Here is a 19462-nt window from a genome sequence, read left to right as displayed (position 1 = left end):
CATGACCGTGCTTGAGAAAACAGCGACCGACACCGCCGCCACCGTCGAGTTCCGGGGCCTGCGCCGGGAGTTCGGGGCCACCGTCGCCCTGGACGGACTCGACCTGACCGTCCGGCCCGGTGAACTCCTCGCGCTGCTGGGCCCGTCCGGCTGCGGCAAGACCACCGCGCTGCGGATGCTCGCCGGCTTCGAACACCCCGACTCCGGCGAGGTGCTGGTCGACGGGGAGGACGTCACCCGCGTCCCGGCCCACCGGCGCGACGCCGGCATGGTCTTCCAGTCGTACAGCCTCTTCCCGCACCTCAGCGCCCTCGACAACGTGGCCTTCGGGCTGCGCATGCGCAAGGTGCGCACGGCCGAACGGCGCTCCCGGGCGGCCGAGTTGCTCGACCTCGTGGGCCTCGCCGACAAGGGCGCCCAATACCCCCATCAGCTCTCCGGCGGCCAGCAGCAGCGCGTCGCCCTCGCCCGGGCGCTCGCCCTGCGGCCCCGGGTGCTGCTGCTCGACGAACCGCTCTCCGCCCTCGACGCCAAGGTGCGGCTGACCCTCCGCGAGGAGATCCGCCGGCTCCAGCAGGAGCTGGGCATCACCACCCTGTTCGTGACCCACGACCAGGAGGAGGCGCTGTCCATGGCCGACCGGGTCGCCGTGATGCACGCCGGGCGGCTCGAACAGTGCGCGGCCCCGGTCGAGTTGTACGGGTGTCCGGCCACCGCCTTCGTCGCCGAGTTCGTCGGCACGATGAGCCGGATCCCGGGCCGGCTGGACGGCACGACGGTCGAGGTGCTGGGCCGGCGGCTGCCCGTGGACGGCGCGGCGCCGACCGCCGCCGAGGTGGACGTACTCGTACGGCCGGAGGCGGTCGGGGTACGGGCGGACGACACCGGCGACGCCCGGGTGGTGGCCACCGCGTTCCTCGGCGCCGCCACCCGCCTCACCGTACGGCTCGCCGACGGCACCGAGGTCAAGGCCGACCTGCCCACGCACGAGGCGGCGGCCCTCGGCGCCGGAGCGGCCGTGACCGTGAGCCTCCCCGAGCGGCCGGTACTGGTCGCCGCGCGCGCCACCCGCTGAACTCCGCCCGCGCCACCCCCTGGACACCCCCGCCCGGCCCCCACCGCCGGGCAGCGCCCCGACACCCCCCACCGAAAGAGGAACCCTTGTCTCGACTCCCGCTCCAGGCCGCCCTGTTCGACATGGACGGCACGCTCGTCGACACCGAGCGGCTCTGGTGGGACGCGGTGGAGGAGGTGGCCGCCGGCCTCGGGCGCACACTGACCGAGGCCGACCAGCCGGACGTGCTGGGCCGTCCGGTCGAGTACACCGCCGCCTGGCTCGCCGGGATCACGGGCGCACCGCGGGACGGGGTGGCCGCCGACCTGCACCGGGAGTTCGCCGACCGGGTCCGCACCGGGACCGTACCCCGCCGGGGCGCGCTGGAGCTGCTGAGGGCCCTGGCCCGCGAGGGCGTCCCCACCGCCCTGGTCACCGCGTCCCCGCGAGCCGTCGCCGACACCGTCCTCGACGCCCTCGGCCGCGACCTGTTCGCCGTCTCCGTCACCGCCGACGACACCGAGCACACCAAGCCTGCCCCCGACCCCTACCTCGCCGCCTGCCGCGCCCTCGGCGTCGACCCCGCCGCCTGTGTGGCCGTCGAGGACACCGAGACCGGTGTCGCCTCGGCCGAGGCGGCGGGCTGCGTGGTCCTCGCCGTGCCCTCGCTCGCGCCCATCGACGAGGCCCCGGGGCGGACCGTACGGGAGAGCCTGGAATCGGTGACACCGGCGAGCCTGCGCCGGCTGGTCGCCCCCGACGGGCCCGTCCTGCGCGTGATGACCTGGAACCTCTGGCACGGCGGCACCAGGGTCCGGGACCACCGGGCCAAGCAGCTCAAGGTCATCACCGAGACGGACGTCGACGTGGTCGGCCTCCAGGAGACGTACGGCACCGCCGCGCGGGAACTCGCCGACGCCCTCGGCTGGCACCACCACCGGGCCGGCGACAACCTCGGCATCATCAGCCGCCACCCGATCACGGCCCGCTTCGGCGACCCCGACGTCGGCTTCTACGGGGCGGCGGGCGTCCGGATCAGGACCGGCTCCGGTACCGAGGTGGACATCTGGACGGTCCACCTGGACTGCGAGCCGTACGGGCCCTACGAGGCCGCCTTCGACGGGCTGGAGGCCGCCGAGCTGACCGCCCACGAGGAGGTGCGGCTCGCCCGGCTGCGGGACTGCCTGAGCCGGATCGACGGCACCGTGCCGGTCGTCGTGGTCGGCGACTTCAACAGCCCGTCCCACCTCGATCGGCCGGACGTCGACTGGCCGGTCACCAGGGCCGCCGAGGCGGCCGGCCTGCGCGACTCCTACCGCGAGGCCCACCCCGACCCCGTACGGGAGCCGGGCCACACCTGGTCGCCGGTCCATACCGAACACGAGGACGGCAGCGGCCGGCCGGAGCCGCAGGACCGGATCGACTTCGTCCTGCACCGGGGCCTCGCGGTGCTCGACTCCCGGACCCATGTCAGCGGCACACCCCGCACCTGGCCGGACGTCGAGGACAACGACTGGCCGTCGGACCACGCGGCGGTGATCACCACGTTCGCGCCGGTGACGGCCGCCCAGCAGGAGTGACCCCGAAATCCCGCTGTGCCGCAGGGTTCGACCCGACTAGCATCGGTGCCATGACCTGGCGACATTGATCCACCAGCCGTGCCTCCCGAGGGCCGCCTCGGACGCCGTATCGCGGACGTCCGATTCGCTCCTTCGGGAAGGCCTCATGACTCTCTCACCTGCGCGTGTGCCCAGTGTCGGTACCAGTGGTGTCCGGCGGCTGACGGCCACGCTGTACGGCTACGCGTTCCTCGACGACTTCGTGCTGCTCTACCCGGTGTACGCGCTGCTGTTCAGCGACACCGGTCTGTCGATCTGGCAGATCTCCTCCCTGTTCGGCCTGTGGTCGGTCACCGGGATCCTGTTGGAGGTCCCCTCCGGCGCCTGGGCCGATGCCGTCTCCCGACGGCTGCTGCTGTGGCTGGGCCCGCTGCTCACCGCCGCAGGCTTCGCCCTGTGGGTGATCGTCCCGTCGTACGGGGCCTTCGCCCTCGGCTTCGTCCTCTGGGGTGTGCGCGGTGCGCTGGGCTCCGGGGCGCTGGAAGCGCTGGTCTACGACGAACTGGACCGGCTCGGCGCGGCCGACCGGTATGCGCGGGTCGTCGGCCGCGCCCAGGCCGTCGGCATGGTCGCCGTGATGGCGGCGATGGGGCTGGCCGGGCCGGTCCTCGACCTCGGTGGCTACCCGGCCGTGGGCGCGGCGAGCGTGCTGGTCTGTGTGCTGACCTCGCTGGTGGCCACACGGTTCCCGGAGCACCGGTCGGCCGAGGCGGGCGGTGGTGACCGGGCCTCCATCCTCACGACCCTGCGGACCGGACTCGCGGAGGTCCGCCGGGACCGGTCCGTGCGCGGGGCGCTGCTGCTCGTGCCCGCCGTCGGTGCGGTGTGGGGCGCCCTCGACGAGTACACGCCGCTGTTGGTCCGGGACACCGGGGTGGCCGAGCAGACGGTTCCGTACCTGCTGCTGGTGATCTGGGTGGGGCCGGCGATCGGCAGCCTGCTGACCGGGGTGGGGGAGCGGTTGAGCCCGGCCGGGCTGGGGGTGGTGCTGGCGGGGTGCGCGTTCGCGTTGGCGGTGGGTGCGCTGACGGGCACTCCGGCCGGTATCGCTCTGGTCGCTGTCGCCTTCGGTGGTTTCCAGTTGGTCAACGTTCTCGCCGACGCGCGACTGCAGGATCGGATCGACGGGGCTCGTCGGGCGACGGTGACGTCCGTGGCGAGCATGGGGACCGAGATGGCGACGGTCGCCGTCTTCGGCGCGTACGCCGCCATCGGTGCGTCCCATGCGCACGGGACCGCGTTCGCCGTGTTCGCGGTGCCGTATCTGGTGACGGCGATCGTGCTGCTGGGGCGGAGGGGCGCGTAGGGGGTGGGGCGGAGAGGCGCGTAGGGGGTGGGGCGTGGGGGCCGTGGGCGGCCGCGGGTTCGTCGTGGTCGGCCACGCGGCTCCCCGCGCCCCTCGGGGGAACCGGGGGCACCGTCGGCCGGACACGCAACGAATCGTTGTCCGCCCCGCTCCGGACGCAACGAATACCCCGTCGGCGCGCAATGGCCTCCGCTTGTCCGGCCCGGCGCGCCGACCGTACCGTCTATGTGGCCCCCCAACCCCCTTTGTCCCGGTGAGGAACACGCATGCGTACCGCCCTGCTCCAGAGCTCCGGTCGTCCCGGCTCGGTCGTCGGGAACCTGAAGGTGCTCGACGAGGCCGCGGGGCGGGCCGCCGAGGCCGGGGCGGGCCTGGTGGTGGCGCCGGAGATGTTCCTGACGGGGTATGCGATCGGCGATGACATCGCGCGGCTCGCCGAGGCGGCGGACGGTGACTCGGCCGACGCGGTCGCCGAGATCGCGGGGCGGCACGGGGTCGCGATCGCCTACGGGTATCCGGAGCGCGCCGGTGACGCGGTCTTCAACTCGGCGCAGCTCGTCTCCGCCGACGGCGTCCGGCTGGTGAACTACCGCAAAACCCATCTCTTCGGCTGCTTCGAGCGCGATCACTTCACGCCGGGGGAGCGGTCCGTCGTACAGGCGGAGCTGGGCGGGCTCCGCGTCGGGATCCTGATCTGCTACGACGTGGAGTTCCCCGAGAACGTCCGCGCCCACGCCCTCGCCGGCACCGATCTGCTCGTGGTGCCGACGGCCCAGATGCATCCGTTCCAGTTCGTCGCCGATTCGATGATCCCGGTGCGGGCCTTCGAGAACCAGATGTACGTCGCCTACGTCAACCGGGTCGGTCGTGAAGGGGAGTTCGAGTTCGTCGGGCTCTCCACGCTGGCCGGGCCCGACGGGATCGCGCGCACCCGCGCCGGACGCGAGGACGCACTCGTCCTCGCCGATGCCGACCCCGCCTTCCTCGCGGCCTCCCGCGCGGCGAACCCGTACCTCCAGGACCGTCGCCCCGGTCTCTACGGGTCCCTCGTCTGAGATCCGCCCACGTATCCGCCCCCGTATCCGCCTCTGTATCCGCCTCTGTATCCGCCCCTCCGTACCTTTCTCGACCTTTCTCGTCGCAAGGAGTCCGTACCCCATGACGTCCACCGTGCCCAATGCCATCGAGCACGCAGACGAACAGCAGCCGCCGATCACCATGTTCGGCCCGGACTTCCCGTACGCGTACGACGACTTCCTGGCCCACCCGGCCGGTCTGGGCCAGGTACCGGCCACCGAGCACGGCACCGAGGTCGCGGTCATCGGCGGCGGGCTGTCCGGCATCGTGGCGGCGTACGAGCTGATGAAGATGGGGCTCAAGCCGGTCGTGTACGAGGCCGACCGGATCGGCGGGCGGCTGCGGACCGTGGGGTTCGAGGGGTGCGATCCGTCGCTCACGGCCGAGATGGGGGCGATGCGCTTCCCGCCGTCCTCCACCGCGCTCCAGCACTACATCGACCTGGCGGGTCTGGAGACCCGGCCCTTCCCCAACCCCCTCGCGGAGGCGACGCCCTCGACCGTCGTCGACCTCAAGGGCGAGTCCCACTACGCCGAGACGATCGACGACCTGCCTCAGGTGTACCGGGACGTCGCCGCCGCCTGGAACGCCTGCCTCGAAGAGGGCGCCGACTTCTCCGACATGAACCGGGCGCTGCGCGAGCGGGACGTGCCGCGCATCCGGGAGATCTGGGCGAAGCTCGTCGAGCGGCTCGACAACCAGACCTTCTACGGCTTCCTCTGTGACTCCGAGGCCTTCAAGTCCTTCCGGCACCGCGAGATCTTCGGCCAGGTCGGCTTCGGCACGGGCGGCTGGGACACCGACTTCCCCAACTCCATCCTGGAGATCCTGCGCGTTGTCTACACCGAGGCCGACGACCACCACCGCGGCATCGTCGGCGGCAGCCAGCAGCTTCCGCTGCGGCTCTGGGAGCGCGAGCCGGAGAAGATCGTGCACTGGCCGTACGGGACGTCCCTGAAGTCCCTGCACGCGGACGGTGAGCCGCGGCCGGCCGTGACCCGGCTGCACCGCACGGCCGGCAACCGGATCACCGTGACGGACGCCGACGGCGACATCCGCACCTACGAGGCGGCGATCTTCACCGCCCAGTCCTGGATGCTGCTGTCGAAGATCGCCTGCGACGACTCGCTCTTCCCGATCGACCACTGGACCGCCATCGAGCGGACCCACTACATGGAGTCCAGCAAGCTGTTCGTCCCCGTCGACCGGCCCTTCTGGCTGGACAAGGCCGTCGACGACAAGGGACTTCCGACCGGCCGTGACGTCATGTCGATGACGCTCACCGACCGTATGACGCGCGGGACCTACCTCCTCGACGACGGTCCGGACAAGCCCGCCGTCATCTGCCTCTCCTACACGTGGTGCGACGACAGCCTCAAGTGGCTGCCGCTGTCCGCGAACGAGCGGATGGAGGTCATGCTCAAGTCGCTCGGCGAGATCTACCCGAACGTCGACATCCGGAGCCACGTGATCGGCAACCCGGTGACCGTCTCCTGGGAGAACGAGCCCTACTTCATGGGCGCGTTCAAGGCGAACCTGCCCGGTCACTACCGCTACCAGCGGCGCCTGTTCACGCACTTCATGCAGGACCGGCTGCCCGAGGACAAGCGGGGCATCTTCCTCGCCGGCGACGACATCTCCTGGACGGCCGGCTGGGCCGAGGGCGCCATCCAGACCGCGCTCAACGCGGTCTGGGGCGTCATGCACCACTTCGGGGGCACCACCGACGCGACCAACCCCGGGCCCGGTGACGTCTACGACACGATCGCACCGGTGGAACTGCCGGAGGACTAGGGCCTGTTGGAAGGGGAGCCGCGGCGAGCCGTTCAGGCCGGCAGCGGGGTCAGCAGCATGCGGCCCGCCAGGCCCACCGCCGCGTCCAGGCGGTGGGCGAACTCCTCGGCGAGATCGGGGAGTCCGCGCAGCGCCCACAGTGCGCGGGCGGCCGACCAGGTGGACTCACGGGCCCGTTCCAGGCTCCACGCGCCGAGCAGATGGGTGAGCGGATCGGCGATCTGGAGGAGATCGGGGCCCGGCATCAACTCCTCGCGGATACGTTCCTCCAGCGAGACGAGGACATCGCCCACCTGCTCGAACTCGTCCTCCAGGTCGGCGGGTTCGCAGCCGAGCGTACGACAGGTGTCCACGACGGCGAGCGCGAGATCGTGCCCGATGTGCGCGTTGATGCCGCAGAGGGCGAACTGCAGCGGTCGTACGCCGGGATGGCGCCGGAACTGCAGCAGCGGCCGCCAGCACGCGGGCGTACACCCGCCTTCGGCGACCCTCAGATACCGCTCGGCGAAGAGCACGTCCAAGGTGATCGCGGCCTCGGCGTCCGGGAAGTGGCCGGCGTCCAGCCGCCGGTCGACGGCCTCCGTGACGGTGAGGTAGACGCGGTTGAAGACGGCGATCCCGTCCCGCTCGGGCAGGACCGCGTCCAGGGCGCGCATACGGGAGACGACGGTGTCCACTGAGTCCACGGAATTGATGAAATGTTCCAACTGCGCCATAGGGGGCAGGGTCCCAGGCCTACGCTGACACCGGTGCCGCCGTGCCCGGCGCGTCCCCGGAACGGGGTAACGCGGGCGCGGCGGGAAGTACCGGTGAGCCGATGGAGCGCGGTCCGGGGAGCAGGGGGGAGCACCACGTGTCAGGCTTACGCGCCCAGCGTCTGGCCGCACGCCGAGCCGAACGCGGGCGGGCGGCGAGGCGCGGCGCCATGGTGGCCGCGGCGTCGGTCGTGGCCGTCGTCGGCACCGTCACCGGGATGGTGGCCGCGATGGGCGGCGACAGAGGCGCCGACGAGGCCCGGCCACTGACGAGCCGCGCAGCGGCACTCCCATCAGATCCATCAGATCCATCCGATCCGTCTGATCCGTCTGATCCGTCCGATCAGGCCGAACCGACTCAGGGCTCGCCCTCCCCGTCGCGCGCGTCGCCCCCGCCGTCGTCCTCGAAGTCGCCCGACCCCTCCGAGAAGGCCGGTGTGCGGCCCTCGGCGGAGCGGACCGAACAGCGGACGGTACCCGTGGCCGGCCCCGGCCGGCTCTACCGTCACCCCGACTCCCAGGTCCTCGACTGGGTCCGGGACCACCCGCAGGACCCGCGCAGCACAGCCATCGCGACCGGCATCGCCGACCGGCCGGCCGCCGTCTGGTTCACCGACCCCACCCCGGCCACCGCCACCACCCAGGTCGCGGCGGTGGCCTCCGCGGGCGCCGCGCGGGGGCAGGTGCCGGTCCTCGTGGCGTACGCGATCCCCGACCGCGACTGCGGAGGAGCGTCCCAGGGCGGAGCGTCGAGCCTGGACGCGTACGACGCCTGGATCGACGCGTTCGCCGCCGGGCTCGGCTCGGACGACGTCATCGTGATCCTGGAGCCGGACGGGATCGCCCAGTCCGACTGCCTCTCCGCCGGCGCCCGCGCCGACCGCTTCGCCTCGCTCGCCCGCGCCGGCCGCGTCCTCAAGGCGGCCAACCCCGAAGCCCGCGTCTACTACGACGCCGGGCACTCGGAATGGAACCCGCCGGACAAGCAGGCCGCGCTCCTCCGGCAGGCGGGCGCCGCCTCGGCCGACGGCTCCGACGGCGTCTTCAGCAACGTGTCCAACTTCAACCGCACGGAGGCCGAGGTCGCCTACACCCGTCAGGTCCTCGAGGCCCTCGACGCCCTCGGCGGCCCCGCGGGCCTCGGCGCCGTCATCGACACCAGCCGCAACGGCAACGGCGCCCCGGCCGACGGAGAGTGGTGCGACCCCGCGGGCCGAGGCCTCGGCCGGCCACCGACCCTCACCACCGGCGCGTCCCGCATCGACGCCTACCTGTGGGTGAAGCTGCCGGGCGAGTCCGACGGCTGCCGGGGCAGGGCGGGGGAGTTCTCACCGGGGTACGCGTACGAGCTGGCGCGCGGGTGAGGCCCGCCGGGGCCTCGGCCGACACGCGCGGTACGGATACGGCCCGAGCCCGCGCACATGCCCGCACCCGAGCACATGTCCGCACCCGCCCCGGCACCCGTGCTTGTCCCCGCCCCCTCGTACGGCTGGACGGGGGCGCCCTGCGGGCGATCTCCCGGACCAGCCGCTTCAGGGCCTCGGGTCGGGCACGGGCGCGTCCGGCAGGGTGACCTTCGGGCGGCCCCGGTCGCTGGTGCGCAGCACGCCCGCGAAGGCGACGAGGCCGCACGCCAGCACGGTCACCAGGCCGAACGACACGACCAGGCTGGTCAGTTGTGCCAGACCACCGATCGCGCTCGGCGCGACCAGCCCGGAGGTGTACGTGATGGTCGCGACGCCCGCGATGGCCTGGCTGGGGTTCGGCCCGCTGCGGCCGGCGGCGGCGAAGCAGAGCGGGACGACGACCGCGATGCCGAGGCCCATCAGCGCGAAGCCGCCCATCGCGACCGCCGGCTCGTTCGCGACGACGATGAGGACCCCGCCGAGCGCGGCCAGGACACCGCTGGCCCGTACGGTCCGGACCGAGCCGAAGCGGTTGACCACCGCGTCACCCCCGAGCCGGGCCACCGCCATGGTCAGCATGAAACCGGTGGTGCACGCCGCCGCGAGCCCGGCCGAGGTCTCCAACTGGTCCCGCAGATAGACCGCCGACCAGTCCAGGGCCGCCCCCTCCGCGAACACCGCGCAGAACCCGACCGCACCGATCAGCAGCGCCGACTTCGGCGGCAGCGCGAACCGGGGCGGCGGCTCCTCGTCCTCGGTGGGCCGCAGGTCCAGTACCCACTGGCAGGCGACCAGTCCGAGGACGGTGAGCGTGACCGCGGCGAGCGCGTGGTGCAGCCGGGCGTCCGAGCCGAGGTGGGCGGCGAGGGTGCCGGCCGCCGAGCCGACGAGGGCGCCCGCGCTCCACATACCGTGCAGGCCCGACATGATCGACTTGCCGAGGCGGTTCTCGACCTCGACGCCGAGCGCGTTCATCGCGACGTCCGCCATGCCCGCCGACGCGCCGTACACGAACAGCGCAAAGCAGAGCGTCCAGAGGCTCGGCGCGAGCGACGGCAGGACCAGCGCGAGCGTCCACAGCGCGAGCAGTCCCCGCAGCGCCGTACGGGCGCCGAAACGATGGCTGATCCGGCCCGCGAGCGGCATCGCCACGGACGCGCCGATCGCCGGGAAGGCGAGTGCGAGGCCCAGTTGGCCCGCGCTGACCCCCGCGTGGTCCTGGATCCACGGCACACGGGTCGCGAACGAGCCGGTGACCGCGCCGTGCACCGCGAACACGGCCGCCACGGCGTACCGTGCCCGCCTCACCTCGCGCTGCTCGTAGACCACCGCGCTCATTCTCCGCCTCCCTGACCCGTCGGTACGCCGCACTGCCGGCGCGCTCGGCTCTCGCCGTCGTCGCTACCGAGTGTCGCCGGGGCTTCCACGTCACCGCGTCGCGGGACCCGGGCTTCGACACTCCGGCCCGACCGCTGTTCTCCTCGCCCGCTGCCTCGAACGTTCGGTTCCCCGATGCCCTCGGCCCACCCGGCCTCCGTCGCGCGACGTAAACTATCAGGAACCCTGCCTGATAGATAGGGAGTGCGCGCCCGAGGGCCACCGGCCGTAGGGCGCCGCAGATCTGGGAGGATCCCGGCATGCCCGCATCACCCAGCACCGCCCGAGCCCTCAACGACCGGCTCGCCCTGCGGCTGCTGCAGCAGGAAGGGCCGCTGACGGCCGGGCAGTTGAAGCAGCTCACCGGTCTGTCCCGGCCGACGGTCGCCGACCTCGTGGAGCGCCTCACGGCCGCCGGGCTGATCGAGGTCGTGGGGGAGTCGGGGGAGCAGCGGCGCGGACCCAACGCCCGCCTCTACGGCATCGTCGCCGACCTCGCGCACCTCGCCGCCCTCGATGTGCGCACCGAGGGTGTCACGGTCGTCGTGGCCGACCTGCTCGGTACGGAGCTGGCGCGGGCGTCCGTCCCGATCGCGGACGACACCGGCACGGGGCCGGCGGTGGAGCAGGCGGTCGCGCTGGTGGAGCGCGCCGCGAAGGAGGCGGGTGCCGACCGGCTGCACACGGTGGCGATCGGCGCCCCCGGCCTCATCGACCCGGCCACGGGTGAACTCCGCGACTCCGGCGGTCTCCCCGCATGGCACCGCCGCCTGGTCGCCGCCCTCGGTGAACGGCTTCCCGCCCGGATCCTCGTCGAGAACGAGACCAACCTCGCCGCCCTCGCCGAACAGCGCGACGGCGCCGCCCGCGACCGCGACACCTTCGTCCTGCTCTGGCTCGGCCTCGGCACCGGCGCCGCCGTCGTCCTCGACGGCCGCCTCCGCCGGGGCGCCTCCGGCGGCACGGGCGAGATCGGTTTCCTCCCGGTCCCGGGCACGGCCACGGTCCCCTCGGCCACCGACTGCGAGGGCGGCTTCCACTCCCTGGGCGGCGCGGCGGCGGTGGTCGCACTGGCCACCGCCCACGGCATCGCGGCCGAGGCGGCGACGAACGAGCCGTACGCCGCAACGCTGGTACGGGTGGCTGCCGCCGGGCTCACGGCGAGCGGCGCGACGACCTCCCCAAACGGTCCCGGCCTGTCACCGGGAGCCCCGAACCGGTCGGAGGAGGAGGCCGGGGGCGGCGCGCCGGGGGCGCGTCCGTCGGTGGAGGCCGACGGGCGTTCTGCGGCAGTCCCGGGCCCGCCTGTGCGGGGCGGGGGGCGTCCGGCGGGGTCAGCGGGCCTGTCGGTGGAGGTCGGGGGACGTTCCGGCGGCGCTGTGAGCCCGTCGTCGACGGAGGGTGGGGACCGTTCCGCGGGGGCCGGGGGCACGTCGGTGACGGACGCGAGCACGTCCGTCGAGGCCACGGGCTCCTCGGCGGACGGGCCGAGCCGTTCGGCGCGGGCGGTGGCTGCGCGGACGATGGACGTGTCCCCCCCTTCGGCCGCGACACGGACCCCGTCGGCGGACCCGGCGAACCCTTCGCCGTACGGGCCCTGCCCCGCTGCGGCCCCCGCCCCTCCCGCCGACCCCCACGCCCGCTTCCTCGACGCCCTCGCCGACCGCCTGACCATAGGCGCAGCCTCCGTCGTCGCCGTGCTCGACCCCGGTTGTGTGGTGCTCGGGGGTGAGGTCGGGCAGGCCGGTGGGGAGGAGCTCGCCGTCAGGGTGGGGCAGCGGCTGGCGGCCATGTCGCCGTTGCCGACCGAGGTCCGGGCCAGCGGCCTCGGCGGGGCCGCCGTACTGCGGGGCGCGCTGCTCATGGCCCGGGAGGCGGCTCAGGACGAACTGTTCGCACCGTCGGCGCGATAGCGCTCGGCGCCGAGCCGCGCGTCACCACCGGCCCACCGGCCCACCGGCCCACCGGCCCACCGGCCCACCGGCCCACCGGCCCACCGGCCCACCGGCCCACCGGCCCACCGGCCCACCGGCCCACCGGCCCACCGGCCCACCGGCCCACCGGGATCACCGCCCCAGCTACCGCCACCGCCACCCTCCTCGGCGTCCGGCGTCCGGCGTCCGGCGTCCGGTCGGCGGCCCGCGGTCGGCGGCCCGTCCCGCTCCTCAGTGCTTCCCCCGCCCCGCCCCGAACCGCTTCGCCAGATACTCCTCGAACGTCCCCTTCCCCACGGCCCGCCCCGGCGTGAGATGGCCCCCGGTCCGGAAGCCCCGGTAGGCCTTGCCGAACAGCGGGACGTTCAGCAGCGGGCGGCGCCGGCCGGTGGCCGTCAGGTAGGCGCGGGCCAGCTGGGGGAAGGACAGGACCTCGGGGCCGCCCATGTCGTCGACGCGGCCGGCGGGGGCGCCCACGGCCAGTTCCGCCAGGCGGTCGGCGACCTCGGCGACGGCGACGGGCTGGTCGCTCACCCCGGCGGGGAGCATCATGACCGGCGGCTTGGAGAGGCCCTGGAAGAGCATCACGAGGAGGTCGTGGAACTGGGTCGCGCGCAGGGTCGTCCAGCCCAGCCCCGACTCCTCGACCAGCCGTTCGACGGCAAGCTTGGACCGGTAGTAGCCGAACGGCACCCGGTCCACACCGACGATCGAGATGTAGACCAGATGCCGTACCCCGGCCCGCCGCGCCGCCGCGATCAGGTTCTCCGCCGCCTTCTCGTCGCCCCCGCGCGGCGAGGTCGCGCAGTGCACGATCGTGTCCACCCCCGTCACGGCCGTGTCCAGCCCACTCCCGCCCGCGACGAGATCGACGGCGTACGGCCGCGCGTGCCGGCTGAGCACCCGTACCTCGTGCCCGTCCGCCCGCAGCCGCTCGGTGACGTGCCGGCCGAGGACACCGGTGCCGCCGGTCACCAGGATCGTGGTCATGCTGTCCATCCCCTTCGTTCGCCGGACGCTCCCGGCCGGAAACGCCCTACGGCAGCTACGACGCAGTCGCCCCGCGGAATGTGACAACCACGGCGCGGGAGAGTGATCAGAGCCGACACGCGGTCATGCCCGGTCGGCTCGCCCGGTCCCGCCCGGGTCGGCTCGCGCGCTCACGCTCCGGCCTGTCGCCGTCCCGCGCTCACGCTCCGGCCTGTCGCCGTCCCGCGCTCACGCTCCGGCCTGTCGCCGTCCCGCGCTCACGCTCCGGCCTGTCGCCGTCCCGCGCTCACGCTCCGGCCTGTCGCCGTCCCGCGCTCACGCTCCGGCCTGTCGCCGTCCCGCGCTCACGCTCCGGCCTGTCGCCGTCCCGCGAATTCCAGCTTGTCCGGGTTCACCACGACCCGCATGTCCGTCACCACGCCGCTCCACCGTGGGCTCGAACCGGGCCTTTCGAAGCGCACCGCCCTCGCCCTTTCGGTCCGACCCACCGTCTGCCGGGCTCGGCCCGGAGCGCCCGCCGTCGCTCTCCAGAAGGCGCCGGCAGACACACGCGTGGGACCCGGCGGCGGGGCAAGGGCCGTCGTCACCGCCGCCGGGCCGTTCGAGGCGGGTACCGCGACCGCAGACTTTAAAAGGACTAGACCAAGCGGGTCAATGGGTCCGTGCCCCTTCGATTGGGGCCACTGTGACGGAAGTTGACCCTTGGTCAGTGATAGCCGAAACCCGCCGTGCTTCGCTGGGGAAGTCCAGCGACACGGCCTGTGAGCCACCCCACAGCGCTCACCCGCATGGGTGCCGACCGGGCGTGGCACACTGGCCATGTACCAGAAGCAGCGCACTCCGGGGTCGGTGAAAGTCCGAACCGGCGGTTACAGTCCGCGACCCGGTCGCTTCCAGCGGCCGGTTGACCAGGTGGAATTCCTGGACCGACGGTTAAAGTCCGGATGGGAGGCAGTGCGCGGCGGGCGGGCATTCGTGCGCGCCGCCGTCTGTTTTTGGCCTACCTCGACAGGGGTGGGTCTTCACACGGCGTCGCTCCCTGTGCCGCTGTCCGCTCATGTCTGTCGTCTTCGACAGCCCCGGAGTCCGTGCCCCACGAGGCAGGAGGACCCGGGAAGTGTTCACCGGAATCGTCGAAGAGCTGGGTGAGGTCACCGCCGTCGAGAAGCTCGGCGACTCCTCCCGCTTTCGTCTGCGCGGCCCCGTCGTCACGCAGGGCGCGCGCCACGGCGACTCCATCGCCGTCAACGGCGTCTGTCTCACGGTCGTGGAGCACGAGGACGACTGGTTCACCGCCGACGTCATGGCGGAGACCCTCGAACGCTCCAGCCTCGGCGCCCTCACCACCGGCTCCCGCGTCAACCTCGAACGCCCGATGGCGGTCGGCGACCGCCTCGGCGGGCACATCGTGCAGGGTCACGTCGACGGCACGGGCCAGGTCATCGAGCGCAAGCCGTCAGAGAACTGGGAGATCGTCAAGATCTCGCTCCCGGCGGACCTCACCCGGTACGTCGTGGAGAAGGGCTCCATCACCGTCGACGGCATCAGCCTCACCGTCGTCGACGCTGGCCCCGACTACTTCACCGTCAGCCTCATCCCGACCACCCTCGACCTGACCACGCTCGGCCGCAAGCAGCCCGGCGACCCGGTCAACCTCGAGGTCGACGTCATCGCCAAGTACGTCGAGCGGCTGCTGGGCACGCGGGGAGCGGCCGACCGGGGGACAGACATCCAGGGGGCGGCGCAGTGAACTCGCTGAACACCGTCGCCTTCACCGCCTTCGGCCAGCAGATCCTCTGGTCGGACATGATCGGCAACATCCTCGGTCTGATCGCCCTCGCCCTCGGCGCGATCCGCTCCCTGTGGAACTGGCCCGTGCAGTTCCTCTCCGGCCTCGTCCTCTTCGGCGCTTTCGTGGGCCACCTGACCGGCAGCGCCGGCAAGCAGGTCATCGTCATGGCCGTCGCCGCGTACGGCTGGTGGCAGTGGAACCGTACGAAGAAGCAGGCGGCGGACGGTGCCATCGCCCCGCGCTTCGCCACCTGGCGCGAGCGCGGCTACCTCGTCGCCGGTGCCGTGCTCGGCACCCTCGCCGTCGGCGGCCTCTTCACCGCGTTCCCCACCCTGTCCTGGGACCCCTGGCCGGACGCCTACATCTTCACCGGCACCGTCGTCGCCATGTACGCCCAGGCGCGCGGCATGGTCGAGTTCTGGTTCGCCTGGCTGCTGGTGGACCTCGTGGGCGTACCGCTCAACTTCGCCAACGGCTACGCGTTCTCCGGATTCGTCTACATCATCTACGGCGCGCTCGTCCTGTGGGGCATGCGCGACTGGTGGCTGCGCTCCCGCAGGCCCACCCTGGAAGGAGCCCCGGCATGACCACGGCGCCGATCCTGTACAGCACCGACGGCATCGAGAACTTCGGGCTCGACCCGATCGAACAGGCCATCGCCGACATCGCGGCGGGCCGCCCGGTCGTGGTCGTCGACGACGAGGACCGCGAGAACGAGGGCGACCTCGTCATCGCCGCCGAGAAGGCCACCCCCGAGATCATCGCCTTCATGATGAGCGAGTGCCGGGGCATGATCTGCGCCCCCATGGAGGGCGACGAACTGGACCGGCTCGAACTGCCGCAGATGGTGCAGCAGAACACCGAGTCGATGCGCACCGCGTTCACCGTCACGGTCGACGCCGCTCCCCAGCACGGCGTCACCACCGGCATCTCCGCCTCCGACCGCGCCACCACCCTCCAGCTCCTGGCGAGCGGCACGGCCGAGCCGGGCGACTTCGTCCGCCCCGGCCACATCTTCCCGCTGCGCGCCCGCGCCGGCGGAGTGCTCGTCCGCGACGGCCACACCGAGGCCGCCGTCGACCTCGCCCGCCTCGCGGGCCTGCGCCCGGCCGGAGCGATCGTCGAGATCGCCGGCGAGGACGGCCGCATGCTGCGCCTGCCCGAACTGATCCCGTTCGCCCGCAAGCACGGCCTGACGATCATCTCCATCGAGGACCTGATCACCTACCGCCGCTCCGCCGAGCCCACCGTCAAGCGCGAGGCGAAGACCCAACTGCCCACCGCCTTCGGCGACTTCACGGCCTACGGCTACCGCTCCACCGTCGACGGCGTCGAGCACGTCGCCCTCGTGCACGGCGAGATCGGCGACGGCGAGGACGTCCTCGTCCGCGTCCACTCCGAATGCCTCACCGGCGACATCTTCCACTCGCTGCGCTGCGACTGCGGCCCCCAGCTGCAGACCTCCCTCGAACGCATCGCCGCCGAGGGCCGGGGCGTCGTCGTCTACCTGCGCGGCCACGAGGGACGCGGCATCGGACTGCTCTCCAAACTGCGCGCGTACGAACTCCAGGAGCTCGGCCGCGACACCCTCGACGCCAACCTGGAGCTGGGCCTGCCCGCCGACGCCCGGGACTACGGCGCCGGCGCGCAGATCCTCCAGGACCTGGGCGTCCGCAGCGTGCGCCTGATGACCAACAACCCCGAGAAGACCGACGCCCTCGTCCGGCACGGCCTCGACGTCATCGACCGCGAGCCGATGCCCGTCCGCGCGGGCGAGCACAACCTCCGCTATCTGCGCACCAAGCGGGACCGGATGGGCCACGACCTGCCGTGGCTGGACGCGGCCACCGCGTCCACCTGCGGCGACCAGTAACACCAGCGGCAAGACCAACGAGCAAGAGTTCCAGGAACCAAGGAGCAACGTGAGCGGCAAGGGCGCACCCGAACTGTCCGTACGCAACTGCGGCGACCTGCGCGTCGCGGTCATCGCGGCCCAGTGGCACGAGAAGGTGATGGACGGCCTCGTCGAAGGCGCCCTGCGCGCCCTGCGCGACCTGGGCATCGACGAGCCGACCCTCCTGAGGGTCCCCGGCAGCTGGGAACTCCCCGTCGTCGCCAAGGTCCTCGCGGGCCGCGGCTACGACGCGATCGTCGCCCTCGGCGTCGTCATCCGTGGCGGCACCCCCCACTTCGAGTACGTGTGCCACGGCGTCACCCAGGGCCTCACCCAGGTCTCCGTCGACACCGGCGTCCCCATCGGCTTCGGCGTACTGACCTGCGACACCGAGGAACAGGCCCTGGACCGCGCGGGCATCGAGGGCTCGAACGAGGACAAGGGCCACGAGGCGGTGACGGCTGCCGTGGCGACGGCGGCCACCCTCCGCTCAGTATCTGAACCCTGGCGCTGAGACACCGGCGGTTGCGCGTAGGCTGAGCCTCACCATGTCCAAGAAGACGTTCGAGGAGCTCTTCACCGAGCTCCAGCACAAGGCCGCCAACGGCGACCCCGCCACTTCCCGCACCGCAGAGCTGGTCGAGAAGGGCGTCCATGCCATCGGCAAGAAGGTCGTCGAAGAGGCCGCCGAGGTCTGGATGGCCGCCGAGTACGAGGGCAAGGAAGCGGCCGCCGAGGAGATCTCGCAGCTGCTGTACCACGTCCAGGTGATGATGGTCGCCCGCGGCATCTCCCTGGACGACGTGTACGCCCACCTCTGAGCCGTAACGCCATAAACCGCACCGCACCGCACTGCACCCCACCCCACTCCGTACGCACGAACACGAACGAAGGAAGCTCGCCTCATGCTGCGCATCGCCGTCCCCAACAAGGGTTCCCTGTCCGGACCTGCGGGGGAGATGCTGCATGAGGCCGGCTACCAGCAGCGCCGGGAGTCCAAGGAACTGCGGATCGTCGACCCGGTCAACGAGGTGGAGTTCTTCTACCTCCGCCCCCGCGACATCGCGATCTACGTCTCCTCCGGCCGCCTCGACATCGGCATCACCGGCCGTGACCTGCTCATCGACTCCGGCGCCAAGGCCGAGGAGATCCTGCCGCTCGGCTTCGCCCGCTCCACCTTCCAGTTCGCCGGCAAGCCCGGCACGGCGAACGGCGTCGCGGACCTGAAGGGCATGACGGTCGCCACCTCCTACGAGGGCATCGTCGCGGGACACCTCGCCGACCACGGCGTCGACGCCTCCGTCGTCCACCTCGACGGCGCCGTCGAGACCGCCATCGAGCTGGGCGTCGCCGAGGTCATCGCCGACGTCGTCGAGACCGGCACCTCGCTGCGCAACGCGGGGCTGGAGGTCTTCGGCGACCCGATCATGAAGTCCGAGGCCGTCGTCATCCGCCGCGTCGGCGCCGACACCTCCACGGAGAACGAATCATCCAAGGTGCAGCAGTTCCTGCGCCGCCTCCAGGGCGTCCTCGTGGCCCGGACCTACGTGATGATGGACTACGACTGCCGCGTCGAGGAGCTGGAGAAGGCCGTCGCGCTCACGCCGGGCCTGGAGTCCCCGACCGTCTCGCCGCTGCACAACGAGGGCTGGGTCGCCGTGCGCGCCATGGTCCCGGCCAAGGAGGCCCAGCGGATCATGGACGACCTGTACGACATCGGCGCCCGGGCCATCCTGACCACCGCCATCCACGCCTGCCGCCTCTGACGGCCGGGGAGTCGTACGCCATGCCGGACCAGTCCTCCCTCCCCGCCCTGCCGGTCACTTTTCGGCCGGGCCGTACCCGGGCCGTGCTGCTGACCGCGGCGGGCGCGATCTTCGTGGTCATCTCGGTGGTCGCGCTGCTGCTGCCGAAGCTCGGTCCGGGCGAGCGGCTCAGTTTCGTCTTCACGGCGGGCATGCTCGCCGGAGTGCTGTGCATGCTCTCCCGGCCCAAGGTCGTGGCCGACGAGTCCGGCGTGACCGTCGTCAACATCGCCGGGCGACGGCACCTGGGCTGGGCGGAGATCGTGCAGGTGAACCTGCGCGTCGGCGACCCCTGGGTCTTCCTCGACCTCACCGACGGCACCAGCCTGCCCGCGCTCGGCATCCAGCCGGGCATCGCCAGACAACGCGCCATCGAGGACGCCCGGACCCTTCGGGCGCTGGTGGAGGCCCGGTCGGTCACCGAGCCGGAGCAGCGCCAGGGCTGAATCGGCTCGGTGTCGGAGTCGGCACGGTTCCGCTTCCGGGGCGGCCCCGAGCAAGAACGGGGCCGACTCAGGGCCTACGCCCCTGCCGCACCGGCCCATGTCTTGATTAATCTGTTGGCGGAGGCGTTTTCGTTGCGCCTCCGCCTCTGTCGTGCCACCCCGGAAGGCGGAGGCTCCCTGCTATTCGAGGAGTGACTCCCTCCAGCGATGGAC

The 19462-nt window shown here is 72.4% G+C and carries 17 protein-coding genes and 1 riboswitch; of the genes, 14 read left to right on the top strand and 3 right to left on the bottom strand.

The annotated features are described in order from the left end of the window. Position 1: 1 nt before the first annotated feature. From OG202_RS09540 to OG202_RS09520, 5 genes are all read left to right on the top strand, one after another. Entirely contained in the window at positions 2-1075 is a 1074-nt protein-coding gene (locus OG202_RS09540; RefSeq protein ID WP_327730600.1) for an ABC transporter ATP-binding protein, read from the top strand. Positions 1076-1161: 86 nt separating this feature from the next. Beyond that, positions 1162-2634, top strand: coding sequence for an HAD-IA family hydrolase (locus tag OG202_RS09535; RefSeq protein WP_327730601.1), 1473 nt, complete (start codon positions 1162-1164; stop codon positions 2632-2634). A 145-nt stretch (positions 2635-2779) separates the two neighbouring features. After that, positions 2780-3979: an MFS transporter gene (locus OG202_RS09530; RefSeq protein WP_328222602.1), complete on the top strand. Its 1200-nt coding sequence runs from the start codon at positions 2780-2782 to the stop codon at positions 3977-3979. A 266-nt stretch (positions 3980-4245) separates the two neighbouring features. Further along, entirely contained in the window at positions 4246-5034 is a 789-nt protein-coding gene (locus OG202_RS09525) for a carbon-nitrogen hydrolase family protein (protein ID WP_328222601.1), read from the top strand. A 103-nt stretch (positions 5035-5137) separates the two neighbouring features. Further along, positions 5138-6850: a flavin monoamine oxidase family protein gene (locus OG202_RS09520; RefSeq protein ID WP_327730604.1), complete on the top strand. Its 1713-nt coding sequence runs from the start codon at positions 5138-5140 to the stop codon at positions 6848-6850. A 32-nt stretch (positions 6851-6882) separates the two neighbouring features. Here OG202_RS09520 and OG202_RS09515 read toward each other — a convergent pair whose 3' ends face one another. Further along, positions 6883-7566, bottom strand: coding sequence for a DUF5995 family protein (locus tag OG202_RS09515; RefSeq protein ID WP_326584147.1), 684 nt, complete (start codon positions 7564-7566; stop codon positions 6883-6885). Between the two features lie 209 nt (positions 7567-7775). Between OG202_RS09515 and OG202_RS09510 the strand changes: the two genes are divergently transcribed. Continuing rightward, positions 7776-8969, top strand: coding sequence for a glycoside hydrolase family 6 protein (locus OG202_RS09510; RefSeq protein ID WP_328224665.1), 1194 nt, complete (start codon positions 7776-7778; stop codon positions 8967-8969). A gap of 168 nt (positions 8970-9137) precedes the next feature. Here OG202_RS09510 and OG202_RS09505 read toward each other — a convergent pair whose 3' ends face one another. Then, entirely contained in the window at positions 9138-10349 is a 1212-nt protein-coding gene (locus OG202_RS09505; RefSeq protein WP_328222600.1) for an MFS transporter, read from the bottom strand. Between the two features lie 299 nt (positions 10350-10648). Here OG202_RS09505 and OG202_RS09500 point away from each other — a divergent pair, with 299 nt between their 5' ends. Next, the gene (locus OG202_RS09500; RefSeq protein ID WP_328222599.1) at positions 10649-12301 is read left to right on the top strand and encodes an ROK family protein; all 1653 of its coding nucleotides are present in this window, start codon (positions 10649-10651) and stop codon (positions 12299-12301) included. Between the two features lie 252 nt (positions 12302-12553). Here OG202_RS09500 and OG202_RS09495 read toward each other — a convergent pair whose 3' ends face one another. Further along, a complete protein-coding gene (locus OG202_RS09495; protein ID WP_326584150.1) occupies positions 12554-13312 on the bottom strand; it encodes an SDR family oxidoreductase in 759 nt (252 codons plus the stop codon). An 831-nt stretch (positions 13313-14143) separates the two neighbouring features. Next, positions 14144-14274, top strand: a riboswitch (FMN riboswitch). A 155-nt stretch (positions 14275-14429) separates the two neighbouring features. On the opposite strand from OG202_RS09495, the gene OG202_RS09490 reads away from it, so the two are divergent. From OG202_RS09490 to OG202_RS09460, 7 genes are all read left to right on the top strand, one after another. Beyond that, the gene (locus OG202_RS09490) at positions 14430-15062 is read left to right on the top strand and encodes a riboflavin synthase (protein WP_328222598.1); all 633 of its coding nucleotides are present in this window, start codon (positions 14430-14432) and stop codon (positions 15060-15062) included. Next, positions 15059-15691, top strand: a complete 633-nt coding sequence (locus OG202_RS09485) for a nicotinamide mononucleotide transporter family protein (RefSeq protein WP_326584152.1) — start codon at positions 15059-15061, stop codon at positions 15689-15691. The genes OG202_RS09490 and OG202_RS09485 overlap by 4 nt, the downstream gene beginning before the upstream one ends. Continuing rightward, complete coding sequence (locus OG202_RS09480) at positions 15688-16977, top strand: bifunctional 3,4-dihydroxy-2-butanone-4-phosphate synthase/GTP cyclohydrolase II (RefSeq protein WP_327730609.1); 1290 nt, start codon at positions 15688-15690, stop codon at positions 16975-16977. Before OG202_RS09485 ends, OG202_RS09480 begins: the two co-directional genes overlap by 4 nt. Before the next feature lie 49 nt (positions 16978-17026). Continuing rightward, on the top strand, positions 17027-17512 hold the full coding sequence (gene ribH / locus OG202_RS09475; protein ID WP_037701318.1) for a 6,7-dimethyl-8-ribityllumazine synthase: 486 nt from the start codon (positions 17027-17029) through the stop codon (positions 17510-17512). 34 nt (positions 17513-17546) lie between these two features. Next, positions 17547-17819, top strand: a complete 273-nt coding sequence (locus tag OG202_RS09470) for a phosphoribosyl-ATP diphosphatase (protein WP_257562976.1) — start codon at positions 17547-17549, stop codon at positions 17817-17819. A gap of 84 nt (positions 17820-17903) precedes the next feature. After that, a complete protein-coding gene (hisG, locus tag OG202_RS09465; protein ID WP_327730611.1) occupies positions 17904-18764 on the top strand; it encodes an ATP phosphoribosyltransferase in 861 nt (286 codons plus the stop codon). Positions 18765-18784: 20 nt separating this feature from the next. Beyond that, the gene (locus OG202_RS09460) at positions 18785-19249 is read left to right on the top strand and encodes a PH domain-containing protein (RefSeq protein ID WP_327730612.1); all 465 of its coding nucleotides are present in this window, start codon (positions 18785-18787) and stop codon (positions 19247-19249) included. Positions 19250-19462: the final 213 nt, after the last annotated feature.

Source organism: Streptomyces sp. NBC_00310 (assembly GCF_036208085.1).
Lineage (GTDB): Bacteria > Actinomycetota > Actinomycetes > Streptomycetales > Streptomycetaceae > Streptomyces.
Note: the sequence above shows the minus strand (reverse complement) of the source record. Positions and strands in the feature narration are given on the sequence as shown.